This is a genomic window from Streptomyces umbrinus (genome assembly GCF_030817415.1).
In the GTDB taxonomy this organism is placed as follows: Bacteria; Actinomycetota; Actinomycetes; order Streptomycetales; family Streptomycetaceae; genus Streptomyces; species Streptomyces umbrinus_A.
The window spans coordinates 12,109,066-12,133,547 of sequence record NZ_JAUSZI010000002.1 but is presented as its reverse complement, the minus strand read 5'-3'; the positions used below and the strand labels follow the sequence as shown (position 1 = coordinate 12,133,547).

Below are 24,482 nucleotides of genomic sequence, written 5' to 3'. Positions count from 1 at the left end.
ATCTGCAGGACGTTCAGTCAATGTGCAGTTCCACGGGTCAGATTCTCAGAGGACACTGACGAAGCTGTCTCACTGACCCTGTTGTTACGGGTGAGGACCCGTAACAACAGGGAGCCCTTTTCAAGCTGGCGGCGCTGACCGCGAGTTGGACTGTCCTGCACAACGACGAAGCTCCTGGTAGACGGGTTCTCGACCAAGATCACCCGTGTCCGCCAGGAGCTTCGCGTGCTTGTCTACCCGTCCTCGATTGATCTGTCCAGCCGCACCTTGCGGTTCCTGACCGGGCAACTGACAGCCCGGCGGCAGGAGATCGGAACGCGGTGGCGGCGCCTTCCTGCCGGACGTCAGGCCCTGCTCGCCCTGGCCCACCTGCGGTGCGGTGACACTTACGCCCAGCTCGCCGCCGGGTTCGGCATCGGGATCGCGACCGCGTACCGCTACATACGTGAAGCCGTCGAGGCCCTGGCCGCCCTTGCGCCGTCCCTGGACGAGGCGATGACGACTATCCGGGCGAAGGCGTTCGTCATCCTCGACGGCACCTTGCTGCCGATCGACCGCATCGCCGCCGACGCCCCGTACTACTCAGGGAAACATAAACGCCATGGCATGAACGTCCAGGTCCTCACCGATCCCTTCGGACGACTGCTCTGGGCCTCGCCGGCTCTGCCCGGCTCGACTCACGACCTGACCGCCGCGCGGCAGCACGGGATCATCGAAGCCCTCGCCGATGCGGGGCTCAATTGCTGGGCGGACAAGGCGTATCAAGGCGCCGGCGGATCCGTCCGGGTTCCGTTTCGGGGCCGCCGCCTCAAGCGATGGAAGCGTCGCCACAACACCACCCACGCCAAGATCCGCTGCCTCGGCGAGCGGGCCATGGCCACCATCAAGGGCTGGCGCCTCCTGCGGAAGCTCCGCTGCAGCACCAACCGAATCACCGACGTGGTGAAGGCCGTCCTCGTCCTTCACCACGCATCAGCGTGAGGTTGGAAAAGGCTCAGGGTGACCCCACAAACGCATCGGGCTCTTCGTTCCCCAGTACAGCATCATGATCAGCGGTCTGGGTGCCACCAGCAACCAGGCATATATTTGATGCGGGTCAGGGAGTGCCAGGCTTGACCAAGCCGCTCTGGTAGGCCAGGGCAACGGCTTGTGCCCGGTCACGAAGCCCGAGTTTGGTGAGTACTCGGGCGAGGTGGGTCTTCACTGTGGCCTCGCTGATCACAAGGCCACTAGCGATGTCGTTGTTTGACAGACCATGCGCGACCTGGACGAGGACTTCACGTTCGCGCGCGGTGAGTCGATGCAGCTCCTCCGGGCTGCGCGCTACCGGATCGGGCCTGGCCGCGAACTCCTTCAGGAGCCGTCCAGTGACGGAAGAGGCGAGCCATCCATCACCAGCCGCGACCGCACGAACTGCAGTCCCCAGTTCGGCAGGGGCGGCATCTTTGAGTACGAAGCCGGAGGCGCCCGCACGCAACGCGCCAAGGACTGCCTCGTCCAGGTCGTACGTCGTCAGGATGAGCACTTTGACCGGGTTGCCGGCATCGGCAGACATCTCGTCTGCAGTGATGCGCCGGGTGGCTTCCACGCCATCCGTGCCGGGCATGCGGACGTCCATGACGATGACATCCGGCTGCACCTGCCGGACCAATGTGATGGCTTGATCCCCGTCGTCGGCTTCCCCCACGACCTCAATGTCTGGTTCGGCGTTCAAGAGCATAGCCAAACCGCTGCGCACCAGTGGCTGATCGTCAGCGAGGAGAACACGAATCATCATCCTGCAGCACCCCCGATCGGGCCGACGGTACCTCTCTGGGTGAATGCCACCCGCCAGCCTGCAACCGTGATGGTACGCCCAAGACTGGCCAATACAGCTCCAAGCTGGCCAAGAACATCAGTTTCTCATCCGACGACTTCGTATCCGTGGAAAAGGAGCATGGATGGGCGTCGGCGGAAGTTCCGCCGACAGATCCCAAAAGGAGGACTTAAATTGACTGCCCGTTTCATCAGGAAAGCCGCCGTGGCAACGGCGCTGGCGGGAAGCTTGGCGACGCTCGGGTCTGCTGGCGTTGCGTCAGCATCGGTCAGTGACCCAGTGCTGCAGGCAACTGCGCAGAGCCCGTACGCTCCGCCTTGCTCCTACACGGCGAGCGTGGAGTGGAATCGAGCGACCTCCAACCTCAATGGCTCGATGTGGGTTTCGAACCACATGTGGTTCGAGGCCTGCCGCAAGATGCTGGTCATCACCTTCGTCGATAACGAGGGCAACTCGGCCGCCACCATGGACATCACGCTTCCCACGGCCTGCGCCACCACAGATCCGACATGCCCGAGCGAGAGCGTCACGCCGATCAACCAGGTGGCGCCGATCAGCAAGTACGTCAAGCCCTTCATCGACCACCTGGACGTGCAGGTCGTCGACCGCCCCAGGTAAGCCGCAGGGGTTCACTCGCTCAACTGGCGGTGCGGGGGCCGGGCGCGGTCTCCGCACCGTGCGATTAGAGAGGGGTAAGGATGCCCAATCGTGAACTGCTGCTCTGCGCACGTGCGATGGCGTTGTTCACCACCAGCCTGCCTGTGAAATTCTCACCGACCCGCGACCAGATCGATGAAGAGATCATGAAAGCGGTTCGACTCCATCATGGGTACACGGCTGCGTAGCAGAGGTCGCCACCGCCTACGGCGAGCGCCCCGAGCTCGCTGCAGCACGCATGCAGTGGGCTCGAGTGGTCGTCAGCGACTGCTACGCCACTCACCTCGATGATGCATCCCCACGGTTGGGAGCCTCTGGCTTGTCCAGCTGGGGTGCGAACACGTAGACCGATCAATTCCGGTTTCGCCTGGTGCATGGCTGAAAATAGCCGAGCGTAAATTGTTCGCTATCGACAGGCTCGTACTCCTACTGGATACTCGCGCTGAATCTCCCGCTATGCCGGGAGCCAAATATATACTGGAGCATGTAGTGACTGATCTAGATTTCACTGCGAACGCACTGGTAAGAATCTATACCAGCACTGGTGTAGTGCCTGGCTGCGTAGGAGTGCTCGCCCGCCCTGACAACGGTCCAACAGTGGCAGTTGTCGCTCCGTGGCCCGCCGTACTCAGCCCCGTTACGCGTTTCGGGCTGGCGCTGTTGTCGCCGGAGGGAGCGGTGCTCGACTGGCTGCAACCGCAGCGCATAGAGCTCTTTCGTCTCGAGGACACCGCACTCACCAACACGGTCGCTGTGGTAGCACTGGAAACTCCGAGCAAATCGGATGGTATGCCGGTTCCCGTCGACGCAGCCGCTCATGTGCTAAGCAAGTTGGAGACGTCCAAGAATCTCATTGGGGCGATGGCCGAAGCCATTCCCCAGCCGTTCGAGCCTCTGTCGTCCCCTGCCCCCGAAACAGTGATCACAATCGATGATGTTGCGCGCCAAATGCTGACAGCCGTGCCGATCAGCCCCTTCGTCGGAGACGCGCCTTCGGTCGTCGAAGGGATCTGCCGCCTGCTGCGCTGGGATTGACGGCGGTAGTGGCCCATGAGGAGCATCTGGAAAATGGGTACGCCAACACGAAGCAGCCTGATAGCTGTAGTGCTCGTCGGCGCCGATGTCATGCTCTTCTCCCGCATCACCGAAGATCCCAAGTACACGTCCTGGGTGACGTATCCCGTCAACTCAATCGTCGTGGTATTGGCCAGTGTGCCGGCGGTTCCCCTCCTCATCTGGCGCCGTCGTGCACCGGTCATTGCCTTCCTCGTGCTGACCGTGCACGATCTCCTGCTCACCTGCGTGCTCGGGACCAGGCCGGTGCTCACCCCCATGGCGGCTCTGTACACCGTGAGCAGCCGGCGAGAATTACGGACGACTCTCGACTGCTTGGCCGCTGCATTAGCAGTACATGGCTTGGCAGTCGCCTATGAGGTCTATCCGCTCACCCCAGCAGAGCGGCCTCTCGACAGCCTGCTCATTGCCACATTCCTCACCTTCTGTGACGCAGCAGCGGTCCTCGTGGGCCGATGGGCAGCGAACAGCCGCATCCGGGAACGGCACCTGATAGCCGAACGCTCGGTGGCAGTCGAGGCGGAACGCCTGCGTATCGCAAGAGAGCTCCACGACATCGTTGCGCACGCAGTGACGGTAATGGTTCTACAGTCCGCAGGCGCCCGCCGCGCGATGGCAACCGAGCCGGCCCGGGCCCAAAAAGCCATGCAGGCAGTGGAAGACGTCGGAGTCCAAGCAATGGCCGAGCTACGCCGCATGCTGAACGTGCTACGGCCCGTGCAAGGAGCCGTCGACAACACCAGCATCGACCGAGCGCCACGGCTTTCCATGCTCACGGACCTCGTCGAGCAGGTTCGAACGACCGGGGTCGCAGTACAAGTTGATTCGTCGGGGCGACCAGCACCACTGGACCACAGCGTGGACACCACCGCCTATCGTGTCATCCAGGAAGCATTGACCAACGTAACTCGCCACAGTGGTCCCGGATCATCCGCATGCGTTCGGCTTCGCTGGTCAGGGACCGCACTTGAGATCGTCGTCACCGACGACGGCGCAGGCACCCCTTTATCCCGCGCGAAGGACATGTCAAGCGGACTCGGACTCGTCGGACTGCGAGAACGCGTCACAGTGATAGGCGGAAGCATGGCGTCCAAAAGCCTTGCTGAGGGTGGCTATCAACTGACCGCCATCCTCCCTGTCACAACACAAGCCGGACCCTAACTCCGTAGACAATTGGACACCCATTCTGATGGCGTGACGGTGCATCGAACCGTGCATGGCGGATCTAGGGTCCGTCTTCAAAGATCATCAGGTCATGGATCACGGTGTGATGATACGTCGCCATGAACTCACCGATCATGAGTGGGAGTTACTCGCTCCAGTCATACGGCGGGCTGCGACGGGCCGACCTCGCGTAGAAGACCGGCAGATCATCAACGGGATGGTCTACAAGATCCGGACCGGGATCTCCTGGCGTGACCTGCCGGAACGCTACGGGCCATGGAAGACGGTCTACACCCGCTTTCGCCGTTACGCCCCGGACGGCGTGTTCACCCGGGCTCTCTGAGGGGCCACGTGCTTTCCGGACAGGCGTCTGACTGTCTATTTCACGCGGCGATTCGCAACTTTTCGTACTCGGCGTGGACTTCACGTGGAGGGCGGTAACCCACCGCCGAGTGGAGGCGTTTGCGATTGTACCAGAATTCAATGTACCGAGTGATGTCCTGCCGGGCAGCCTCTCGGGTCAGGTAAGTGACCCGAGATACGCGCTCGTTCTTCAACACGCCGAAGAACGATTCGGCCATGGCATTGTCGAAACAGATCCCGGTACGGCCGGAAGACCTGCGCAGTCCGAACCGGTTGAGCGTCTTCCCGAACTCGGCTGACATGTAGTTGCTTCCGCGGTCCGAGTGAAATATCGCTCCCGCCGAGAGGCTTCTGTTCCGTGCCGCGTTGCGGATCGCCCTGGATATCAGCGAGGTTTGGTAGTGGTCGTCCATCGCGTAACCGATAACTTCCTTCGTGCAGCAGTCGATGACCGTCGCGAGGTACAGCCAGCCTTCCCCGGTCGTGATGTAGGTGATGTCACCGACGAGCTTTTCGCCAGGCGCATCTGCGGTGAAGTCACGGCCCACCAGATCCGGTACCTGGCCGGCTGCGGCCTGGGTGAGGCCGAACCTCTTCGGCCTTGGCTGGCAGGGCACCAGGCCCAGTTCACGCATGAGGCAGCGGACCAGCTCCATGCCCGCGGCGACGCCCCAGCGATCCAGTTGAGCCTGGATGCGCCGGTGCCCGTAGGTGCTGTCGGATATGTCGAAGGCTTTCTTGATGAGCAGTTTCAATTCTTCGCGCCGCTGGGCCGTTGCGGATTCCGGGCGGGATCGCCAGTCGTAGTAGCCGGACCTGGACACGCCGAGTCGGCCGCACATGAACTCGACGCTGTAGGCGTACTCCTCGGTGTCGAGCCGCATCTCGTCGATGAACTCGTACTTGCTTGCTACCGGGGATCCTTCGCGAAGTACGCTGCGGCTTTTTTCAGGAAGGTAACTTCCATCTCCAGCTCGCGGTTGCGTCGTTCGAGTTCCTTCAGGCGCGCCCGCTCGTTCACCGTCAGTTCCGCATCGGGGGCCGGTTCCTGCTGCTTCTGGTGCTTCTTCACCCAGCCGCGTAGCGTCTCCGAGTTCAGCTCAAGCTCCCGGGCGACTTCAGAGATCGTCTTGCTCGACCTCAACGCGATCTGGACGGCTTCCTCGCGGAACTCCGGCGAGTACTTACTGGGTGGCGCCACTTCTTCCTCGTTTCCTTGTTCAGGACAACCCTATTGGGTACCTGTCCGGAAACTTCGTGGCCCCTCACTCCAGCAGATCCAGGCTTTCGCGGACGCGGCCGGCAACATCGACTGGCTCGTGCAGATCGACTCCACCATCGTCCGCGCCCACCAGCACGCCGCCGCCACCGGCCGAAAAAGGGGATCCACCGGCTGGACGAACCACACGATCACGCCCTCGGCCGATCCCGAGGAGGACTGACGACCAAAATCCATCTCGCCTGTGACGGCAAAGGACGTCCGCTCGCGATCATGCTGACACCTGGCCAGCGTCACGACAGCATCTGCGCGCCCTCTCCTGGAACGCATCAGGGTCCCACGCGCCGGTCTCGGACGGCCCCGCTCCAGGCCTGATCGAGTCATCACCGATAAGGCTTACAGCTCCCGAGGCTTTCGTTTCTACCTGCGCAAACGCGGCATCGCGTGCACCATCCCGGAGAAGACCGACCAACAGCGACACCGACACAACCGCGGTCGCCGCGGCGGCCGACCACCGGCATTCGACCGGCAGATCTACCGCCGACGCAACATCGTCGAGCGCTGCTTCAACCGACTCAAGGGCTTCCGCGGTATCGCGACCCGATACGACTGTGAGGATGGCGGTGCCGTCTCGGCGGTGGCCTGACCCGCGATACGACTGACTGTCTTGTCCTGAGTCTTGATCTGTCGGCCACTGTCCGGGACGGCGCTCGCTGCCGCCAGGCCGGCGGGTGTGTCCCGATAGGGGCCTTCGCGACAGGCACCGTCACAGTCCTGACCACCCTGCCAGCCCGGCGACGGCCACCAGCTCCGGTTCAATGGCAGGAGACCGATGACCAGTGCCAGCATGGCCCAGCCGATCCGTATTCACCATGACTGCCATCGTGAGGTAATCCTGGGTGTTGACACTCACAAGGATGCCCACGTGGCAGCCGTGATCTCGACCACCGGCAAGCTGATCGATTGCCGGAGCTTTCCCACCACGACCGATGGCTACCAGCAGCTGCTGGACTGGGCCCGTTCATCAGGCATGGCCAGCCGCGCTGGAGTCGAGTGCACTGGCTCCTACGGAGCCGCGCTGAGCCGCTTTCTGCGCACCAACGAGCTGACCGTCATCGAGGTGAACCAGCCGGACAAGGCAACACGCCGCCGTCGTGGCAAGACCGACACCATCGACGCCGAGGCAGCAGCCCATGCCGTGCTGTCCGGCCGAGCCACCGCGACGGCCAAGCTCGCTGACGGCCCCGTTGAAGCTCTCCGGCTCTTCAAGTGGCCAAGGTCTCCGCGGTCAAAGCTCGTACCCAGGCCATCAACCAGCTCAGGGCGGTACTCGTGACGGCCAGTCCCGAGCTGCGAGAGTCCCTTGACGGGCTGACCATCCCCAAACTGGTCCGAGCCTGCATGGCACTGCACAGGTCTACGGCCGGCACGGCGACAGCGGCCGCGGTCTTCACCCTGCGGCTGCTCGCCCGTCGAGTCGAAGAACCCGATCATGAGATCGCCGCTCTCAAGCAGCAGATCACCGACGTGATCAGGCAGCACATCCCGCAGCTGCTTGACTGCTACGGCGTGGGTCCGGACACCGCCGCAGCGCTACTCATCGCCACAGGCGACAATCCCGAACGGCTCCACAGCGAGGCTTCGTTTGCCGCGCTCTGCGGAGTGAGCCCGGTCGAAGCATCCTCGGGCAAGACGCAGCGCAGAAGGCTCAACCGGGGCGGTGACCGTCAGGCCAACTCGGCTCTCTACACAATCGTCCTTGCTCGACTCCGCTGGGAGACACGCAGCCGCAGCTACGTCGAGCGACGCATCACCGAAGGCAAGACCCGACGCGAAGCCATCCGCTGCCTGAAACGCTACGTCGCCCGAGAGCTCTACACGATCATCATCCGAGCCCATGCTCGGCCCCGCGAACAGGCCCTGGCAGCTTGACATCCATAGGGCCGGGCCCTGGCAGCTTGACATCCATAGGGGCATCAAGACCGCCACCTCCTACGAAGCAGCGGTCAGTCTCGCGTCATTCTTGCTCTGGGCAGGATCCGTTTGAAGACGGACCCTATTGATTAGAAACTCAAATGGTTCTCTTCGAGGGTGTAGCGGACGTGGGGGCCGCCGAAGTAGCCGCGGACGATGTGGGGCTGGCGCTGGCGGCGATGGAAGAACCTGCGGGTCTCGGCTGCGAGTTGGGCCTGGTTGCGGGCCCTGCTGCTCGTGGGCAGGCTGCGTTTGAGGTCAGCATTGACGAGTTCGTCGGGGTTCAGCTCGGGTGAGTACGAGGGCAGGAAGTGCAGCTCGATCCTGTCGGCGTGGTCGGCCAGCCATGTGCGGACCGCGCGGGAGCGGCGTACGGAGTGACCGTCCACCACGAGGTGGATCTTGCGGTCGAAGTGGCCGATGAACCGGACGAGGAAGCGGCACATGACTTTTGCGTCGAAGGTCTCGGTGAACACCATGAAGTGCATCCGGCCTTTCGTGCTGATCGCGGATATCGCGTTCACGGAGAACCGGTTGCCGGTGCGGCGCACGATGGGGGTGCGGCCCTTCTCGCCCCAGGTACGGCCGGTGACCTGATCGGAACGGATGCCGACCTGGTCGGCATCCGTTCCACCGTCGCGATCACGTTCTCGCGGACCTCCGCGGCGGCCTCGCGGATGCTGACCCCGTATTCGACGGCGACCTGGAGGTCGATGGCGGTCTGTTTCTCGCTGACCTTGACGCCGCGTCCCGCGTGCCCGCCGGGGACCCGGTCGCGCATCGCGCCCATGGTGCGAGTGAATCCGCCGCCCAGTGCGTGGATTCCGGGGACCTCCCGCGCGGCGATCCCGGCGATCTTCTCCACCACCCCGTCCGCGATGGTCGTCCGGCCGCGGGTCTCCGGTGGTTCCTGAGGCCCAGGCGGCGCGCGGCCTGCAGTATTGTGCCCAGTTCAGTGCTCGGCTCGTCGGTATCGGGCTTCTGCAGGGTTGAACCGTTCGGCTCCGTCATGCGAAGCCACCTCCTCGGGCAGTCGACGGACTGCCATTCCTGAGCGGCTGTTGGCCGCCGCCTACGTACCGCAGGCCCCAAGTACCGTGCGGGACACCGGACATGAGCGCGCCGCCATGCTTTGACACCGTCCGCATCCTGAGATGGGACGGTTTCGGGCCGTCTGTCGCGCTGGGCCAGGGCTATGCTGTTGTCCAGGCGTCCCAGACCCCGGCGGCTTGTCGTTGAACGACACAGATGGCTGCGGGGAGCGGATCTTTCGTCCGTCACCCGGCGCATCCCTGGAGGGAACCGGGTGGATCCCTTGTCCTGTTGTACAGGTCCTCGGACCGGCCGTCGTTCCGCCTCCGCCGAACGTACGCCCCTGCCGGCAGCGCGCCAAGAGGGGCCGGGAATCCCGGTGTCACCGCGTGCGCTGGCGGATGGTCTTTTGAACCGAGGCGTCATGCCTGTCCCACAGCTCACCATCTACCGCCATGATCAAAGGCACCGGGCACTGGTCACCCTGGCCGGTGAGATCGGCCTGGAATCGGCACCGCTGCTGCGCGCGGCACTGGCACAGTGCCTGAGCGACGGCATCCGCATCATCGATGTCGACCTCACCACCGTGACGTTCTGCGACTGCAGTGGCCTCAATGCCTTCCTCTACGCCGCACAGCGGACCACGGAGGCCGGCGGGATCCTACGACTGCACAACCCGCCACCGTCACTGGCGCGGATCCTCGAGGTCACCGGCTGCGGGTTCCTGCTTCTCGGCCTTCCGCTCTGGCATCTGTCACCGTCTCTCGGGAACATCCCTGACCCGGCCGCTCCAGCCCTGCCGCACCGGAGTGCTCCCCGGGTGCCTGTCTTCTCGGGCGATGCGCGGTGACGGCCCAGCCCAGGCAGGGGCAGCCGCACAAGCCCCAGGCAGGCGAGCCGTCCACCATGGACGCGGTCCGGTTGCGGCGCGTGAACCGCTGGCTGGCACAAGGGCTGAGCGGAGAGCTGGCGGATCTGTACGTCGACTCCCGCGAAACGCCCGCCCTTGAGGCATACCGCAGCCGCAGCCGCCAGGACTTCCTGAACCGTCTCACCGGTGACATCCGCCGGCCGGGGTTCGCCATGGTGATCGCGGAGACGGACCACCTGGTGGGATGCGCCTTCGGGTTCCCGGTGGGCAGTGACGGCTTGTGGTGGCTCGGGTTCGACGGAGCACTGCCGCAGAGCATCGAGCAACTCACCGCGTCCGGCGGCGTCTTCGCGATCACCAGCATCCTGGTCCAGCCACACGAACAGGACCAGGACGTGGCCCGCCGGCTGCAGGAGCGGCTACTGAGCGACCACCAGGCATCCCTCGGCGCCACCCTGGTGGATCCCGACGATCACCCGACCCTCGCCTCGCTCCGCTCCTGGGGATGGCTGAACGTCGGAGAAATGTGGCGGCCGGCGGGCCCGACCATGTTCCGCGCGCTGGTACTCCCCCTCGGGGAACGCACCACCGCGCGACTGGAAGGCCTGGCGCACGACGCCTGGACCCGGTGGCCCGGATGAGGTCCGACAGCCGCTCGGCCCGCATCCAGGTGCTGGTCGCCGAACAGGCAGCCCGACGCGGCGCCCGGCCCGGCGTGGTCGATGTGTGTGCCGCAGCCGTGGCCGCCCTCCCGGTCGGCGGAGCCGGGGTATCGGCGATGTCCAAGACCGCCGCAAGCCATCCGCTGTGCAGCACCGACACCATCAGCGAGCAACTGGAGGAGCTCCAGCTCACCCTGGGTGAAGGACCCTGCGTGGACGCCTTCACCCACGGCTCGGCCGTCCTGACACCCGATCTGCTCACCGGTGAACTGCAGGACCGCTGGACCGTGTTCGCCGATGCGGCCCTGGACGCCGGGGCACGCGCCGTCTTCGCACTCCCCCTGCAGATCGGGGCGATCAGCCCGGGAGTCCTGGACCTGTACGCCAACGTCCCCACCGTGCTGGACGCGGAGGAGCTGGCCGACGCGCTGGCGTTCGCCGACCTCGCGACACTGCTCCTGCTCGATGCGCGGATCGATGAGACGGGCGCGCCGGTCGGCGGAGCACTGGCAGACCGGGGCTTCGAGGACCTGGGCGGATACCGGGCGGAGATCGACCAGGCCACCGGCATCCTCACCGTCCAGCTCGAAGTCGGCATCGACGAAGCCTTCGTCCGGCTGCGCGCCTACGCCTATACCCAGGGACGCCGGCTCGCCGACGTGGCCGCCGACGTGGTGGCCCACCGGCTCCGCTTCTCCCCCGACACGGAACCGAAACGGACGGACGATGACACCTGACGCACCGGTTCCGGACGATAAGCGTGCTGCGCTTCCCGCCCCCTTCCGGCGGGACTAGTCTCAATCGAGGGTGTTCACGATGAATCAGCAGCTCCTGGCCAAGACCTTCGTCGAGCTGGCGGACAACCTGGTCGCCGACTTCGACCTCATCGACTTCCTGCGTCTGCTCACCGACCGCTGCGTGAGCATGCTCGACGCGAGCGCCGCCGGGGTGCTGCTGGCCGACCGGGACGGCAAACTCCGTGTGATGGCCGCCTCCGACGAACGGGTACGCCTGCTGGAACTCTTCCAGCTCCAGAACGACGAGGGCCCCTGCCTGGAGTGCTACCGCACCGGGCAACCGGTGATCGTCCCCGACCTGACCCGGGAGGTCGACCGCTGGCCGCACTTCGCCACAGCGGCCCACCGCAGCGGATTCGGCGCCGTCCAGGCCCTGCCCATGCGCCTGCGCGACGAGACCGTCGGCGCCCTGAACCTCTTCCACGCCACCCCCGGCCCCTTCGACCCGGCCGGCACGCTCATCGGCCAGGCCCTGGCCGACGTCGCCACCATCAGCCTCCTGCAACAACGCTCCACCCACCGCAGCACCGTCCTCAACGAACAACTCCAGACGGCGCTCAACAGCCGCGTCCTGATCGAACAGGCCAAGGGGAAACTCGCCGAACGCCAGAACATCGACATGGAACAGGCCTTCACCGCACTGCGCGGCTACGCCCGCGCCCACAACCGCCGCCTGTCCGAGGTGGCCCGCGCCTTCATCGACGGTACGGAAGTCCTTCCCGGCCTGGTGGCCTGACACCGTCACCGAAGCGGTGACCGCACGCAGCTGCCCGAGCACGAGGAATCACGCCCGGATCAGGGCCCGTGCTTCTGGAGGCGCGGTGCTGCTGGAGCGCCGCTGCCGGCTGACGCCCGCTGTGGTGCGCCGTCGGCTGCGGGGCCGATCCCGGGCTCCGGACTCTCGCCCTTGGCTGTCTCGCCGGACCGCGCCGCCGTCCCCGTTGCTGTCCCTGTCGCTGTCGCTGTCCATGCGGCGCAGTACAGCAGCAGCCTGGCCATGAGGTTGATCCACAGCACGACGGCGACCGGCACGGCGAAGGCGCCGTACATGCTCTTCCCCGCGACGCCCTGCAGGTAGCCGGTCAGCAACCACTTGAGCAGTTCGAAGCCCACCGCACCGATCAGAGCGGCGACCACGACCGCACGCCGGCCCGGATGCACCCGCGGCAGCCGGGTGAGCAGGTAGACCAGCAGCAGGAAGTCGACGACCAGGGCGATGGCCAGGCCGGCGAGGAACAGCAGGGCCCGTCCCGCCCCGCCCTCGATACCGGCCTTGTCGGCGGCCCAGCCGACGGCACTGCTGGCGAACACCGAACTGCCGATCGCGACCAGCCCGACCGCGGCGAGGCCGACCAGCACCACGGAGTCCTTGAACTTGAGCAGGAACGGATTGCCCGGGTCCTGCTCCTTCTCCCACACCGCGCGCAGGCACCCGCGCAGGGCGCCGACCCAGTTGATGCCGATCACGAGCAGCAGCGCGCCCGCGATCAGCCCGACGGATCCGGCATGCGCGACGAGGCTGTCCAGGTCCAGCAGGTCGGAGAGGCCCGGCGCCTGGTCGGCGATCTTGTCCTGGAGTTTCCTCAGCTGGTCCTCGCTCAAAAGCTTGGCGCCGATCGCCGCGCCCACGGTGATCAGCGGAAAGAGCGCGACGAAACTGGTGAAGGTGATGGCCGCGGCGAGCCGGGCCCAGTGGACGGCATCCAGCCGCTCGAACGCCCGCCAGGCGTGCGTCCGCATCAGCTTTCCGATCACGGGCAGCCTTCTCAGCCAATCCATGAGAAACACCCGCTCTCTGCCTACCCACCGTCACCGTGCCCGGTGGGTCGGCCGCGGTCTGTGTCGAGGCCGTCTGCGGGATCGTCAGCGGGGAGCGGCCCGGCGGTGGAACCAGTGCTGCTTGTGGCGGGGGCGTTCGCCCAGGCCAGCCCGGTCCTCGTCCTTCCTCTCCGCCTGCGCGCGGGCGGAGTCGCGTTCGCTGGTCAGGACGCCGCGTTCCTGTTCGGCTGCCGCTGTCTCGCGCCGAGACTGCTTGAGCCCGCGACGTGCCGTGCGGCCGCGGCGAGCTGTGCGGCGTGTACCGGTCAGGAGCAGGCTCAGCCCGAGCAACGCCGCCGCCCCGACGACGATGCCGTAGAGGAAGAGGGTGCCGGTGGAGCCGGTGACGTCGACTCCGAAGACGGAGAATCCGCCGGTGAGCTCGTGGGCGCTGCCACTGTTGGAAAGAACGCCGGCGACAGCGATGACCACCGCGGCGACGAGGATGACGAGTCCGAGGATGATCATGGCGCGCTCCTGGGATCTGCTTCCTCTCTCCACGGTAGAACCGTTCTGCCTGGCAGGCCACCGCCATGGGTTGCGGCTACCCTGAAATTGAGGTAGGAGCGCGGCCGGAGCACCCGGCACCACTGGTGGACGGCCTCTGGTCCGCCCCTCCGCCACCACCCCAGGAGGCGTAGCGCCATGGTCTTCTTCCTGGTTCTGCTCATCTGCGCCACCGCGCTGATCGTCATCGGCGCTGCCGTCGACGGCATGCTGTATCTGCTCTCCACCGGCGTGCTGCTCCTCATCGCCGCCGTGCTGTACCTGCTCGTGCGCTCGATATCGCGCTCGCGCCGACGCCCGGCCCACTGACGCGCGGTGGTGGATGGTGGACCGCCGTTCCACATACCCGCATGCGCACGGTGGCGGGGCGGGACAGTGCATGGTCAGGATGAAGATCCCTGCCGCAGCGAGTACCACGCCTCGTGCCACGCCTCCGACCACGCCCAGAGCGGTGACGACCTTGCTTCGTCCGGTGGCTCATGGTGCCGGTGTCCAGCTGCCGCAGGAAGCGCCGCATGGCCGCCCGGAAGACGAGTACCCGGCCGATGCCCCGGCGGCTGGCTGCGCCTGTGCACCCGGGACCTGGTCACGATGCCCTCCTCAGATCGCGGTCCGCCATCATCTGGTCACGCAGCCGTACACAGGTGCGGGTGAGCAGACGGGAGACGTGCATCTGGGAAATACCGAGCTGCTCGCCGATGCGGCTCTGTGTCATCTCGCAGAAGAACCGCATGTACAGGATCTGCCGGTCGCGTTCGGGCAGTGCCCGCAGGAGCGGTCGGAGCGGTCATGTCCCGCTGGGTGGTGTAGTCAGGGCAGCTGTTTCGATTCCGGTTGTGCGGTGATCTGCGGTTCGCGTTCGGTTGGCTTGGTGGTGCAGAGGTCGGCCATGGAGGCTTCGGAGAGGTAGCGGCGGTCGAAGACCTGCCATTCGTCGTGGAGTTCGCAGAGGACCGCGGCAGCGAGTCGGTCCAGGGCGGCGGGGTTGGGGAAGACCTGGACGACGTCGGCCCGCCGTTTGATCTCCCGGTTCAGCCGTTCCAGCGGGTTTGTCGACCAGATCTTCTTCCAGTGCGCCGACGGGAAGTCCGCGAACGCGGTGATGTCGACCGCGGCGTCCAGCAGCATCTTCTTGACCTTCGGAAACTGCCGTCCGAGCATGTCGGCGACCACGTTCAGCTGGGTGCGGACCTGCTCGCCGGTGGTCTGCGCGAAGATCGTGCGAATGGTGGCGGCGACCATCTCCCCAGAACCCCCCTCGATCACCGAGAACACGTCCCGGACGAAGTGAACCCGGCACCTTTGCCAGATCGCGCCCAGGAAGACGGTGCGGATCGCGGCCACCAGTCCGCTGTGGCTGTCGGAGATGACCAGCTGGACGTTCTCCAGGCCGCGGGCCCGCAGGCTGCGCAGGAACGTGGTCCAGAACGGCTTCGATTCGCTGTCACCGACCATCACACCGAGGATCTCGCGGTGCCCGGCGGCGGAGATCCCGGTGGCGATGACCACGGCCTGCGAGGTGATCCGGTGGTTCACGCGGGCCTTGCAGTAGGTGGCGTCCAGGAAGATGTAGGGAAAGACGGTGTGATCCAGCGGCCGTTCCTTGAACGCCGCGAGTTCGGCGTCGAGTTCGCCGCAGATCCTGGAGACCTCGGACTTGGAGATCCCGCTGTCCGCACCGAGGGCTTTGACCAGGTCATCGACGTTGCGGGTGGAGACGCCGTGCACGTATGCCTCCATCACCACGGCGAACAGCGCCCGGTCGATCCGCCGTCGGCGTTCCAGCAGGGAGGGGAAGAACGATCCGGTCCGCACCTTCGGGATCTTCAGGTCCAGGTCGCCGGCCTGCGTGGTCAGCAGGCGTTCGCGGTGTCCGTTGCGCCAGGTCGTGCGCGTCTCGGAGCGTTCGCCCGGGGCGGCACCGATCGTCTCGGTGGCTTCGGCTTCGATGAGCTCCTGCAGGATGCGCTCGCACACCACCCTGATTGCTTCAACTCCATCGGCCCGACGTAGTGACTCCAGCAGCCGCATCAGCTCAGACTGGGACAAGGCCATCGCGTGCTCCTCCTGTTGAACTGCCCGTTCACCAGGGAGACTTGCGCGATGGCCTGCCCTTGTTCAGGGAGCGTGCACCGTCAGCGGATGCACGCCCCGGGCAGACACCCGCGCGTTCCGGACCGCGGCCCGGCTACACCACTTCACGGGACACGATCCGTCCCCTCCCGTAGCTCGCAACGAAAACAAGAAGCCGGCGATGCCAACCTCAAACGGTCCCTCCACTCCGCAGGAGCTCATAGTCCAGGAGGTCCTGACCTGCTTCGCCACCCACGCACGCATCCGCAGCGCGCGTGGCGGCCTCCTTGCCGCCTCCCGGGTCGGCCCGCGCGACGGAGAACGCGCCTTCGACGACCTCCAGCAGGCCATCACGCAGCTCCGAACCCTTTCCCGACAGCAGGACACAGGAAGAGCCACCTGATCTGGATGGCCCGCCACTGAAGACGAATCGGCGCTGAGATTGGAACTGCGATCGGAACCCCAGTTGGCGCGGGCGCGGAGTGGACCTGACTGGCTCTGGCCACGAGTTACGGCAGCGGATGTACACCAGCTTGGGCAGCGCCTGGCCCGTGCTGCAGTTGATGTACGCGAGAACGGGCAGCACCCACGGCTGCCGTTTGCTCCGGCCATCCATAGTTCAGGTTTACATGAATTCACGAATCCATGTACAGTCCTGGTGTGCTGACTGTTGCCTCTGACATCGAGGTGCTGGCCCGGTTCGGCCGCGCGCTCGCCGACCCGATCCGTTGCCAGCTCCTGCTCGCCCTTCGCGAAGCCCCGGCATATCCCTCTGACCTTGCCGACGCTCTGGGGATCTCCCGCACCCGGCTGTCGAACCACCTGGCATGCCTGCGCGACTGCGGCCTGGTCGTCACCGTGCCCGACGGGCGCCGCACCCGTTATGAGCTGGTTGACGAACGCCTCGGCCACGCGCTCGACGACCTGCGTAGCGCCGTGGTCGCTGTCGAGACCGACCGCACCTGCGCTGACGCCGACGACAAGGGGTGCTGCTGATGACTGCGATATCCCTCGGCCCGTCCCCGACACGCCGTGACGCCCTGGCGAAGCGCATACGCCTACTGGTGGCCCTGACGATCACCTACAACGTGATCGAGGCGATCGTCGCCCTCACCGCCGGCACCCTCGCTTCCTCCACCGCGCTGATCGGCTTCGGCCTGGACTCCGTCATCGAGGTCTCCTCCGCCGCCGCGGTGGCCTGGCAGTTCTCCGCCCGCAAACACTCTGTCCGCGAGGCACGGGAGAAGACCACACTGCGGATCATCTCCGTCTCCTTCTTCGCGCTCGCTGCCTACGTCGCCGGCGACGCCATCCGTGCCCTGACCGGTACCGGCGACGCCGAACGCTCCATCCCCGGCATCATCATCGCCGCCCTCTCCCTGGCCGTGATGCCGTTCCTGTCCACCGCTCAACGCCGCGCCGGCCGCGAGCTCGGCTCCGCCTCCGCCGTCGCGGACTCCAAGCAGACCCTGCTGTGCACCTATCTCTCAGCCGTCCTGCTGGTGGGCCTGGTCCTCAACGCCATCCTCGGCTGGTCCTGGGCCGACCCGATCGCCGCCCTCGTCATCGCCACCATCGCGGTCAAGGAAGGCCGCGACGCCTGGCAGGGCAAAGGCTGCTGCGCACCGTCTACCCCCGCCGCGACAGGCCCCGGCCTGACAACGGCCGAAGCAGATGCGTGCGGCTGCAGTCCCGGGTGCAACTGCTGCAAATGACCGGCAGGCCCGGCTGCTGTCCGTGACTCGTGAACATTCGGGCCGGAGCCGACGCTCTGCTGCCACCCGACTCCCTGTCGAAACCCTGTCCGTTCTCACGAACAAAGCCACCCACCTGAGCAACCACTCGATGAGCAGTCGTTTGTCTGTCATGGAGATCAGCGATTTCGCACAGCGCGAAGCAGGGTTCATTCGAGCCGAGCTCACTGATGACGAGAGGGGGGACTGCTTCAACACCGGCCCGAGCTGAGACCGACAGTGTCCAGCCTCTTCAGGCTGCGTTCGTCGGGTTGGCCGATCCGGCGGCGCGGCGGTGTTCGGCGTTGATGCGCTGGGCTTCTTCGAGCTGGTCTTCGAGGATGATGATGCGGCAGGCGGCCTCGATCGGGGTGCCCTGGTCGACGAGTTCCCGGGCGCGGGCAGCGATGCGCAGCTGGTAGCGGGAGTAGCGGCGGTGACCGCCCTCCGAGCGCAGCGGGGTGATCAGACGGGCTTCGCCGACGGCACGCAGAAAACCCTGGGTGGTGCCGAGCATCTCGGCGGCCCGGCCCATGGTGTAGGCGGGGTAGTCGTCGTCATCGAGACGGCCGTACGAGTCGTCTGCTGTCATCGCACCTCTCTGCGGAACGCGTGGAGGGGCCCTGGCGCCATTGGCGCCAGGGCCCCGAAGGAACTGCTACACCATCTGCCGACCCTGATACTGCGCCGGCCTTCTGTGTCCGCACGCCCACCCGGGAGAGGGCGGGGAATGCGGGGATCGCGGTTGCCTGACCGGAGACCACCTCACTATCGATGTCCTGCGGTACCCGGGCTCAGCATTTTGCCCGGGCGATCCTGATGGCGCTCGGCTCCTCCGTTCTTCCCTCTTGATCAACACTTGCCAACGGGGACTGCGTACTGCTGGTCCTGCGAACTGCTCTGTACTGCTGGTGATGCGAACTGCTGGTGGCCTGGGTGAGCGCCACTCTTCGGCAGCCAGCCCCGTCGCCCGTCCTGCGTCTGCTCTGGCTTAGAACCCCACTGCCGAACCTCCCGGCACGCGCGCCCGCAGCCGACGCCTTCACCGAGGTGCTGCTCTCCTACTTCGCTGCTGGGTACTGCGCACTGCACTTGCAGGTACTGCACTTGCGTTAACTGCGGTCCTGCTCACGGCGGCCCCTGATCACTGCGGGCCACCCGGTCCGGTCGTCAGCCCCGTCGCCGTCCTGCAACAACCCTGGCTTCGGAACTCCACCACCGCACCGTCCTGCGGTACTGCAACTGCGTACTACTGCCCGGCAGTTCGTGTCTGCCGGGCCCTGCTCGATCTCGGCTACGAGAGAAACCATAACCACACCACCACCCAATGTCTACTCCGGCCAACATAGATTTCCGTGAGCTCGGCAGCGAGATAATCGGCCTCGTACAGCGACAGGGCCTTCGTAGGTGGCCAGGCACGGTCGGGCCGACCAAAAGAGAAGCCGCCAGGGCGGGCGCGGCTCGAACAGCAGTGCCAGCATGGCCGGTATCCTGCGGGCGAGGTGGCTGGATAGCGCCACCCGGAACAGGATCCACGATGACAACTCCCGCGCCCCTGGTCGCGGAGCTCGACCCGTCCGCGCTGACCTGCTCCGGTGACCGGGTCGGCCACTGCGCCGGCTACCAGCCTCTCTGCACTTCATTCGGACGGGTGACGGGGTTCAGCTGAACTCGGTGCGAGGCCGTGGAAGTCCCAGGTCGGTGGTGGTTCGTCCTCGTGAGCGGATTGCCTCAGCCTGTTTGCTGCGGAGGAAGGTCAACGTGAGGTCGATGCCGTCGATCTCCCCGAGCCACTATTCCTCCTCGGCCCGCTTGCGCCTCATGACCAGGTCTCTCTCCACTTCCTCCAGGCGGGGAAGCATCCTCGGGTGGACCTGAAGCATGGGGCAGCGGACGCACGCGTGCTCGTGCTGGCAGGGTGTGCCGTAGGGACGAGCACAGTTTCCGAGCTCGACCTTCCGCTTGTCGAAGTGCTCTTCGAACTCCGCCCATTCCTTGGGGGTGACGTTGACGTACTCGTCTTCGGGCCGCTGCGACCGGCGATTTTCCAGGAATTTTTGGTAATGGCCGACGATGTCCTCTGCAAAGACGGCGACGTAGCCCTGCGTGGTCTGGAGATTCAGATGCCCGAGCAGGGCAGCTCCAATGTGAATCGGGAGACCACCGTTCACAACCTCCGTGGCGAACAGTCTGCGGAAGTCATGTGGAGTGAAGGTGGCATCTTCGAAGTCCCGGTTCGTCTGCGCGATCTCGGCGCAACGCCGGGCGAGTATCCTGACGACTGTGTTGGGAGACATAACACTGTGGACGGTGCCGATTTGGCGCTGGAGCAGGAACGGCATGGGCTCTGACCAGGTTCGTTCCTGGTGATCGTAGCGCCTCAGAAAGGGGATCGGTCTGCCACCTTTCGTCTGTCGGCGGATGACTTGCGCGACGGCGTGAAATAGATCAGGTGACATTGGGATAACGCGTTCACGATCGTTCTTGGAAGGTGCCACCACCAGTAGAGCGATAGTCTCCCCGTTGGGCCGTTGATACTGGCGGATACTCAGATGGGTGAGTTCAGTTAGCTCTTCGATGCGGATTCCGCTGTGCCGAAGGACCTCGATGACGGCCCAGTCCCAAAAGGCCCTCTCCTCGGCCTGATCCAGGTAGACCGTCTTGCCCGTTTCCTGGTCGATGGCGCGGACTGTGGGGCCCTCGGGTGTCTTAAGCCGACGGCGATCCTCCGGCGAGTTGCTGCGCTTGTAGCTGCGCCCCTGGTAGGCGAAGTAGGCGCCCAGGGATGTGGAGCGGGCCGCTTCGCGCAGATTGGAGAGGTGCTCGTGCCTCGATTCGACGTGCTGGACTAGCACTGGCAGCAAAGGCTGGCGGGTCCGGGTTCGGTCAGCCATCCGGCGGTTAATCTCGCGACGCCGCTGCTTGAAGCCTTTGAGGTCGCGCGGTCGAACAGGGCATGGAACGACCCATTGCGCCCAATGTTCGGGTTCAGCGACGGACCAGCTTTGGATATCGATATAGAAGCCTCGGACCGCGAGCAGGATCGAGGCTTTGTCCTGGCGGACCTTGGATTTGTCACTGTTCCAGTGCTGGAGTTCAGCCAGCCACTGTTCATAGACCTCAGAGCTGAGCTGGAGGTCTTTTTGTTCAGGGGCGATGCGTTCGATGACCGCCCAGAAATTGGCAGCCAGCTTGCGGGCAAGTCCGTCGAGCGTGGTGTAGTCGGTGTCCGCTTTGCGGCGAGCGAGGTAGTCGATCAGCAGTTGTCGGACGGCAGCGTTCTCGATCCTGTAGCGGTCGACGAGGGCTGCGACGCTGTGCTGGCCTTGCTGGAAGCACGAACGCACCGTGTGAGGCGTCCCTTCGCGGAAGTGGCCCATCTCGACTAGCACTTCCCGTGCTACCCGCGCTGCGAACCGGGTCCTGTTCTGGTTGCAGGCTCCATGCGTCAGTCCAAGCCGCTTGTTCTCCACTGAATAGTGCAGCAGAGCTGAAGGCGTCAGGTGCTGGAAGGTGATGCCTTGTGTGGTGAGCGCGCAGGTGACGTCGAACTTCACCCGATGCTTGTGGACCGAGTTTAGGCGCGTATGGGCATCGACCACCCTGAAGAATTCGTCCAGCATTGGATCGTTCTGGAGCAAGCGGAACGGCTCGGCGTAGCCGGAGAATCTGTTCACTCGAAATCCGGGCAGGGAGGGCTGAATGATCCGCTGTCCGAACGCCATCTTCAGGGCCGAGGTCACGCCACTGGTCTGGAACCTGGTGCACGCAAGGGTGCTGACGGAGAGGGCGTCTTCTGCGTTGAAAGGAGACGCTTCCCACCGTTCTTGCCACGTCTCACCTGGGTGAGCCGCCAGATGGCTGAACAGCATGCGGATGCCGGCCCGGCGCTTCTCGCGGCGTCCCTCGCTGGCATCGTGCAGGATTTGTGTCGCTAGTCCACAAAGCTCGGGAATCTCGGCGCGTGACAGATCACCAAATGGTGCAGGCGGATTTTGCGGCTTTGGGGCGGGCGCGGGTTTGACCACGGTACTGACAAACTGAGGCGTGTCCTTCCGTTCGCTGTCGCGATAGCTTCTTCGCCGATCCCTGATCGTGTACGTTTCGACCACAGAAGAGCTAGTGTCTCGTGATCCTGTTTGCATCACTTTGAGTTGTTTGCGACGAGCTTCTTGATGTTGGTCTGGACGAGGCGGACCTTCGCCAGGATCTCGTCGGCGGTTGCAGTCCAAGTGAAGGGCCTGGCCTCGGCGTTCCAGGAGTCGATGTAGTTGCGGATCTGCGAGATCAGGACGTTGACGCTGGCGAAGGTGCCGCGGCGGATCGACTGCCGGGTCAGGATTCCGAACCAGGTCTCGATCTGATTGATCCAGGAAGACCCGACGGGGGTGAAGTGAAAGTGGACGTGGGAGTTCTTGGCCAGCCATTCCTTCACGTCCGGTGTGGTGTGGGTGGAGAGGTTGTCCAGGACGACGTGGATCTCCTTCCCCGCATGTGGCTTTACCGCCTTCTTCATAAAGGCCAGGAAGTTCTTTCCGTTCCGGCTCGGCTTGCACTCGCCGATGACTTCACCGGTGCCGACGTTGAGGGCGGCGAACAGGTTCGTGGTGCCGTGCCGGACGTAGTCGTGGGTGCGCTTCTCGGTGGCCGCGAAGGTGACCGGCAGCACCGGCTGGGTTCGGTCCAGCGCCTGGATCTGCGTCTTCTCGTCGATCGAGAGCACGACTGCGCCACCGGGCGGGGCGAGGTAGAGGCCGACCACGTCCGCGACTTTCTCCGCGAACGCGGGGTCCTTGGAAATCTTGAAGGTTCCGTTACGGTGCGGCTTGAGTTGCTCCTCACGCCAGATCCGCGCGATGTAGTGCCAGGACACGCTGACGTTCTCGGTCCGCTTCAGGTACTTCGCCAACTCGCGCGTCGACCAGTGCGACAGTCCGGTGCAGGCCGGCGGCGTCATACGCGTCAGAGCAATCACCCGTGCCCGTACCCGTGCCGGTACCTGGTCCCGGGCCCCACCGGGGCGATCACCTTCCAGCCCGGCCAGCCCGCGCTGGGAATATCGGGTCTTCCAGCGGTCCACGGTCGGCAGCGACACCCCGAGCAACTCGGCAATGTCCTTGCGTCGCCGCCCCTCGCCCGACCACAGCACGATCCGGGCTCGCGTGGCCAAATCCGCAGGAACATCCCGGCTGTTCGCCAACTCCCGCAACTCGGCGGCCTGTTCCACGGAAAGCTCCATGCCAGCACCAACGAGACACGCAAGATCACGTAACGCCGACGGAATCACGAGACACTAGCCACCGAACACCGCCTTAAAGTCCTCGGGGTCGTATCCTGGCGCAATACTCCGCTCGACGCGGGGGCGGTTGTAGTGGGCTTGGAGAGCGTCAAAGAGCTCCTCGACCCGAGCATTGAGATAGCGGCCTGTGGTTGCCAGATCGTTGTGCCGCAAGATCGCACGAACCTGCGGCAATGTAAGGGCCGGATCGTTTGCCATGCGATTTGCGGCTGCGTGCCGGATATAGTGCAGAGTCCAGTTAGTTCCCAATTTCTCGTTTGCTCGTTGAAGAACTCTCCTCATTGCCCAGTAGGACAGCGGTTTGTCTGGTCCGCGGCGTGTCCGAAAGATTGGTTCATGAGCCGCTGGCAGACCAGTCCGGTCCAGATAGGCAGCCAGGATCACAAGGGCCTGAGGGCTTGCCGGTACCGGCTCGCGCTCCTCGCTTCCCTTTGTGACAACATAAATGAGCTGGCGCGACCAAACAATGTCGGCGGGGGTGACTCCCAGCAGTTCACTAGCGCGGGCGCCACTGGAGACATAGAGCCTTTTCCAACCTCACGCTGATGCGTGGTGAAGGACGAGGACGGCCTTCACCACGTCGGTGATTCGGTTGGTGCTGCAGCGGAGCTTCCGCAGGAGGCGCCAGCCCTTGATGGTGGCCATGGCCCGCTCGCCGAGGCAGCGGATCTTGGCGTGGCTGGTGTTGTGGCGACGCTTCCATCGCTTGAGGCGGCGGCCCCGAAACGGAACCCGGACGGATCCGCCGGCGCCTTGATACGCCTTGTCCGCCCAGCAATTGAGCCCCGCATCGGCGAGGGCTTCGATGATCCCGTGCTGCCGCGCGGCGGTCAGGTCGTGAGTCGAGCCGGGCAGGGCCGGCGAGGCCCAGAGCAGTCGTCCGAAGGGATCGGTGAGGACCTGGACGTTCATGCCATGGCGTTTATGTTTCCCTGAGTAGTACGGGGCGTCGGCGGCGATGCGGTCGATCGGCAGCAAGGTGCCGTCGAGGATGACGAACGCCTTCGCCCGGATAGTCGTCATCGCCTCGTCCAGGGACGGCGCAAGGGCGGCCAGGGCCTCGACGGCTTCACGTATGTAGCGGTACGCGGTCGCGATCCCGATGCCGAACCCGGCGGCGAGCTGGGCGTAAGTGTCACCGCACCGCAGGTGGGCCAGGGCGAGCAGGGCCTGACGTCCGGCAGGAAGGCGCCGCCACCGCGTTCCGATCTCCTGCCGCCGGGCTGTCAGTTGCCCGGTCAGGAACCGCAAGGTGCGGCTGGACAGATCAATCGAGGACGGGTAGACAAGCACGCGAAGCTCCTGGCGGACACGGGTGATCTTGGTCGAGAACCCGTCTACCAGGAGCTTCGTCGTTGTGCAGGACAGTCCAACTCGCGGTCAGCGCCGCCAGCTTGAAAAGGGCTCATAGAGGAGCACAGCA

25 protein-coding genes and 5 pseudogenes are annotated in these 24,482 nt (G+C 65.0%); 17 read left to right on the top strand and 13 right to left on the bottom strand.

Annotated elements, in window-relative coordinates; translation table 11 throughout:
• Window positions 1-225 precede the first annotated feature (225 nt).
• Window positions 226-981, top strand: coding sequence for a transposase family protein (locus QF035_RS54345; protein WP_307530563.1), 756 nt, complete (start codon window positions 226-228; stop codon window positions 979-981).
• 115 nt (window positions 982-1,096) lie between these two features.
• On the opposite strand, the gene QF035_RS54340 is transcribed toward QF035_RS54345, so the two are convergent.
• Window positions 1,097-1,777 (bottom strand): response regulator, encoded by a 681-nt coding sequence (locus QF035_RS54340; RefSeq protein WP_307530561.1) that lies wholly within the window; start codon window positions 1,775-1,777, stop codon window positions 1,097-1,099.
• Window positions 1,778-2,152: 375 nt separating this feature from the next.
• Here QF035_RS54340 and QF035_RS54335 point away from each other — a divergent pair, with 375 nt between their 5' ends.
• The 5 genes from QF035_RS54335 to QF035_RS54315 all read left to right on the top strand — a co-directional run bounded on the left by QF035_RS54335 (window position 2,153) and on the right by QF035_RS54315 (window position 5,054).
• On the top strand, window positions 2,153-2,434 hold the full coding sequence (locus QF035_RS54335) for a hypothetical protein (protein WP_307530559.1): 282 nt from the start codon (window positions 2,153-2,155) through the stop codon (window positions 2,432-2,434).
• Window positions 2,435-2,514: 80 nt separating this feature from the next.
• Complete coding sequence (locus QF035_RS54330) at window positions 2,515-2,661, top strand: hypothetical protein (RefSeq protein WP_307530557.1); 147 nt, start codon at window positions 2,515-2,517, stop codon at window positions 2,659-2,661.
• 490 nt (window positions 2,662-3,151) lie between these two features.
• On the top strand, window positions 3,152-3,508 hold the full coding sequence (locus tag QF035_RS54325; RefSeq protein ID WP_307530555.1) for a hypothetical protein: 357 nt from the start codon (window positions 3,152-3,154) through the stop codon (window positions 3,506-3,508).
• Between the two features lie 33 nt (window positions 3,509-3,541).
• The gene (locus QF035_RS54320) at window positions 3,542-4,708 is read left to right on the top strand and encodes a sensor histidine kinase (RefSeq protein WP_307530553.1); all 1,167 of its coding nucleotides are present in this window, start codon (window positions 3,542-3,544) and stop codon (window positions 4,706-4,708) included.
• A 55-nt stretch (window positions 4,709-4,763) separates the two neighbouring features.
• Complete coding sequence (locus tag QF035_RS54315) at window positions 4,764-5,054, top strand: transposase (protein ID WP_373466908.1); 291 nt, start codon at window positions 4,764-4,766, stop codon at window positions 5,052-5,054.
• A gap of 40 nt (window positions 5,055-5,094) precedes the next feature.
• Here QF035_RS54315 and QF035_RS54310 read toward each other — a convergent pair.
• Window positions 5,095-6,275 (bottom strand): IS3 family transposase gene (locus QF035_RS54310; RefSeq protein ID WP_307517772.1). Its coding sequence is split into 2 segments (ribosomal slippage): window positions 5,095-6,011 and window positions 6,011-6,275, totalling 1,182 coding nucleotides; the frame shifts between segments, so codons are not numbered across the junction.
• 67 nt (window positions 6,276-6,342) lie between these two features.
• Here QF035_RS54310 and QF035_RS54305 point away from each other — a divergent pair.
• Both QF035_RS54305 and QF035_RS56365 read left to right on the top strand, forming a co-directional pair.
• Window positions 6,343-6,939, top strand: a pseudogene (locus tag QF035_RS54305) (IS5 family transposase); the annotation flags it as partial.
• 186 nt (window positions 6,940-7,125) lie between these two features.
• Window positions 7,126-8,225: pseudogene (locus QF035_RS56365) on the top strand (IS110 family transposase).
• Window positions 8,226-8,356: 131 nt separating this feature from the next.
• On the opposite strand, the gene QF035_RS54290 reads toward QF035_RS56365, so the two are convergent.
• Both QF035_RS54290 and QF035_RS54285 read right to left on the bottom strand, forming a co-directional pair.
• Window positions 8,357-8,875, bottom strand: coding sequence for an IS630 family transposase (locus QF035_RS54290; protein ID WP_444968461.1), 519 nt, complete (start codon window positions 8,873-8,875; stop codon window positions 8,357-8,359).
• 17 nt (window positions 8,876-8,892) lie between these two features.
• A pseudogene (locus tag QF035_RS54285) lies at window positions 8,893-9,216 on the bottom strand (Asp23/Gls24 family envelope stress response protein); the annotation flags it as partial.
• Between the two features lie 507 nt (window positions 9,217-9,723).
• On the opposite strand from QF035_RS54285, the gene QF035_RS54280 reads away from it, so the two are divergent.
• The 4 genes from QF035_RS54280 to QF035_RS54265 all read left to right on the top strand — a co-directional run bounded on the left by QF035_RS54280 (window position 9,724) and on the right by QF035_RS54265 (window position 12,365).
• Complete coding sequence (locus tag QF035_RS54280; RefSeq protein WP_307530549.1) at window positions 9,724-10,149, top strand: STAS domain-containing protein; 426 nt, start codon at window positions 9,724-9,726, stop codon at window positions 10,147-10,149.
• A complete protein-coding gene (locus QF035_RS54275; RefSeq protein WP_307530547.1) occupies window positions 10,146-10,811 on the top strand; it encodes a hypothetical protein in 666 nt (221 codons plus the stop codon). Before QF035_RS54280 ends, QF035_RS54275 begins: the two co-directional genes overlap by 4 nt.
• A complete protein-coding gene (locus QF035_RS54270; protein WP_307530545.1) occupies window positions 10,808-11,569 on the top strand; it encodes an ANTAR domain-containing protein in 762 nt (253 codons plus the stop codon). Before QF035_RS54275 ends, QF035_RS54270 begins: the two co-directional genes overlap by 4 nt.
• A 79-nt stretch (window positions 11,570-11,648) precedes the next feature.
• Window positions 11,649-12,365 carry a GAF and ANTAR domain-containing protein gene (locus QF035_RS54265; protein WP_307530544.1) on the top strand — a complete coding sequence of 239 codons (717 nt, stop codon included), beginning with the start codon at window positions 11,649-11,651 and terminating at the stop codon, window positions 12,363-12,365.
• Window positions 12,366-12,424: 59 nt separating this feature from the next.
• Here QF035_RS54265 and QF035_RS54260 read toward each other — a convergent pair whose 3' ends face one another.
• Both QF035_RS54260 and QF035_RS54255 read right to left on the bottom strand, forming a co-directional pair.
• Window positions 12,425-13,408: a YihY/virulence factor BrkB family protein gene (locus QF035_RS54260; protein WP_307530541.1), complete on the bottom strand. Its 984-nt coding sequence runs from the start codon at window positions 13,406-13,408 to the stop codon at window positions 12,425-12,427.
• A gap of 84 nt (window positions 13,409-13,492) precedes the next feature.
• Window positions 13,493-13,915 carry a hypothetical protein gene (locus QF035_RS54255; protein ID WP_307530539.1) on the bottom strand — a complete coding sequence of 141 codons (423 nt, stop codon included), beginning with the start codon at window positions 13,913-13,915 and terminating at the stop codon, window positions 13,493-13,495.
• 177 nt (window positions 13,916-14,092) lie between these two features.
• On the opposite strand from QF035_RS54255, the gene QF035_RS54250 reads away from it, so the two are divergent.
• Window positions 14,093-14,263 carry a hypothetical protein gene (locus QF035_RS54250; RefSeq protein ID WP_307530538.1) on the top strand — a complete coding sequence of 57 codons (171 nt, stop codon included), beginning with the start codon at window positions 14,093-14,095 and terminating at the stop codon, window positions 14,261-14,263.
• Between the two features lie 277 nt (window positions 14,264-14,540).
• Here the strand turns inward: QF035_RS54250 and QF035_RS54245 are convergent.
• Window positions 14,541-14,738 (bottom strand): annotated as a pseudogene (locus QF035_RS54245) (sigma-70 family RNA polymerase sigma factor); the annotation flags it as partial.
• A gap of 26 nt (window positions 14,739-14,764) precedes the next feature.
• A complete protein-coding gene (locus QF035_RS54240; RefSeq protein ID WP_307530536.1) occupies window positions 14,765-16,009 on the bottom strand; it encodes an IS256 family transposase in 1,245 nt (414 codons plus the stop codon).
• 199 nt (window positions 16,010-16,208) lie between these two features.
• On the opposite strand from QF035_RS54240, the gene QF035_RS54235 reads away from it, so the two are divergent.
• The 3 genes from QF035_RS54235 (at window position 16,209) to QF035_RS54225 (ending at window position 17,742) form a co-directional block, all read left to right on the top strand.
• Entirely contained in the window at window positions 16,209-16,430 is a 222-nt protein-coding gene (locus QF035_RS54235) for a hypothetical protein (RefSeq protein WP_307530534.1), read from the top strand.
• 257 nt (window positions 16,431-16,687) lie between these two features.
• Complete coding sequence (locus tag QF035_RS54230) at window positions 16,688-17,023, top strand: ArsR/SmtB family transcription factor (protein WP_307530532.1); 336 nt, start codon at window positions 16,688-16,690, stop codon at window positions 17,021-17,023.
• A complete protein-coding gene (locus tag QF035_RS54225) occupies window positions 17,023-17,742 on the top strand; it encodes a cation diffusion facilitator family transporter (protein WP_307530530.1) in 720 nt (239 codons plus the stop codon). Before QF035_RS54230 ends, QF035_RS54225 begins: the two co-directional genes overlap by 1 nt.
• Before the next feature lie 271 nt (window positions 17,743-18,013).
• On the opposite strand, the gene QF035_RS54220 is transcribed toward QF035_RS54225, so the two are convergent.
• On the bottom strand, window positions 18,014-18,352 hold the full coding sequence (locus QF035_RS54220; RefSeq protein ID WP_307529670.1) for a MerR family transcriptional regulator: 339 nt from the start codon (window positions 18,350-18,352) through the stop codon (window positions 18,014-18,016).
• A gap of 945 nt (window positions 18,353-19,297) precedes the next feature.
• Here QF035_RS54220 and QF035_RS54215 point away from each other — a divergent pair.
• Window positions 19,298-19,429, top strand: coding sequence for a hypothetical protein (locus tag QF035_RS54215; RefSeq protein WP_307530528.1), 132 nt, complete (start codon window positions 19,298-19,300; stop codon window positions 19,427-19,429).
• 124 nt (window positions 19,430-19,553) lie between these two features.
• Here QF035_RS54215 and QF035_RS54210 read toward each other — a convergent pair whose 3' ends face one another.
• The 4 genes and pseudogenes from QF035_RS54210 to QF035_RS54195 form a co-directional block, all read right to left on the bottom strand.
• Window positions 19,554-21,872 (bottom strand): tyrosine-type recombinase/integrase, encoded by a 2,319-nt coding sequence (locus QF035_RS54210; RefSeq protein WP_307530526.1) that lies wholly within the window; start codon window positions 21,870-21,872, stop codon window positions 19,554-19,556.
• Window positions 21,873-21,904: 32 nt separating this feature from the next.
• Entirely contained in the window at window positions 21,905-22,999 is a 1,095-nt protein-coding gene (locus QF035_RS54205) for an IS630 family transposase (protein WP_307530524.1), read from the bottom strand.
• Window positions 23,000-23,053: 54 nt separating this feature from the next.
• Window positions 23,054-23,572: pseudogene (locus QF035_RS54200) on the bottom strand (tyrosine-type recombinase/integrase); the annotation flags it as partial.
• 24 nt (window positions 23,573-23,596) lie between these two features.
• Window positions 23,597-24,352 (bottom strand): transposase family protein, encoded by a 756-nt coding sequence (locus QF035_RS54195; RefSeq protein WP_307521419.1) that lies wholly within the window; start codon window positions 24,350-24,352, stop codon window positions 23,597-23,599.
• Window positions 24,353-24,482 lie beyond the last annotated feature (130 nt).

Bases quoted from the DNA above. Each gene is read 5' to 3' on its own strand.
- QF035_RS54320 (WP_307530553.1), top strand. From the start codon at position 3,542: ATGGGTACGCCAACACGAAGCAGCCTGATAGCTGTAGTGCTCGTCGGC.
- QF035_RS54265 (WP_307530544.1), top strand. From the start codon at position 11,649: ATGAATCAGCAGCTCCTGGCCAAGACCTTCGTCGAGCTGGCGGACAAC.
- QF035_RS54260 (WP_307530541.1), bottom strand. From the start codon at position 13,408: ATGGATTGGCTGAGAAGGCTGCCCGTGATCGGAAAGCTGATGCGGACG.
- QF035_RS54255 (WP_307530539.1), bottom strand. From the start codon at position 13,915: ATGATCATCCTCGGACTCGTCATCCTCGTCGCCGCGGTGGTCATCGCT.
- QF035_RS54315 (WP_373466908.1), top strand. From the start codon at position 4,764: ATGGCGGATCTAGGGTCCGTCTTCAAAGATCATCAGGTCATGGATCAC.
- QF035_RS54225 (WP_307530530.1), top strand. From the start codon at position 17,023: ATGACTGCGATATCCCTCGGCCCGTCCCCGACACGCCGTGACGCCCTG.
- QF035_RS54215 (WP_307530528.1), top strand. From the start codon at position 19,298: ATGACAACTCCCGCGCCCCTGGTCGCGGAGCTCGACCCGTCCGCGCTG.
- QF035_RS54330 (WP_307530557.1), top strand. From the start codon at position 2,515: ATGCCCAATCGTGAACTGCTGCTCTGCGCACGTGCGATGGCGTTGTTC.
- QF035_RS54340 (WP_307530561.1), bottom strand. From the start codon at position 1,777: ATGATGATTCGTGTTCTCCTCGCTGACGATCAGCCACTGGTGCGCAGC.
- QF035_RS54250 (WP_307530538.1), top strand. From the start codon at position 14,093: ATGGTCTTCTTCCTGGTTCTGCTCATCTGCGCCACCGCGCTGATCGTC.
- QF035_RS54270 (WP_307530545.1), top strand. From the start codon at position 10,808: ATGAGGTCCGACAGCCGCTCGGCCCGCATCCAGGTGCTGGTCGCCGAA.
- QF035_RS54240 (WP_307530536.1), bottom strand. From the start codon at position 16,009: ATGGCCTTGTCCCAGTCTGAGCTGATGCGGCTGCTGGAGTCACTACGT.
- QF035_RS54280 (WP_307530549.1), top strand. From the start codon at position 9,724: ATGCCTGTCCCACAGCTCACCATCTACCGCCATGATCAAAGGCACCGG.
- QF035_RS54220 (WP_307529670.1), bottom strand. From the start codon at position 18,352: ATGACAGCAGACGACTCGTACGGCCGTCTCGATGACGACGACTACCCC.
- QF035_RS54205 (WP_307530524.1), bottom strand. From the start codon at position 22,999: ATGGAGCTTTCCGTGGAACAGGCCGCCGAGTTGCGGGAGTTGGCGAAC.
- QF035_RS54235 (WP_307530534.1), top strand. From the start codon at position 16,209: ATGCCAACCTCAAACGGTCCCTCCACTCCGCAGGAGCTCATAGTCCAG.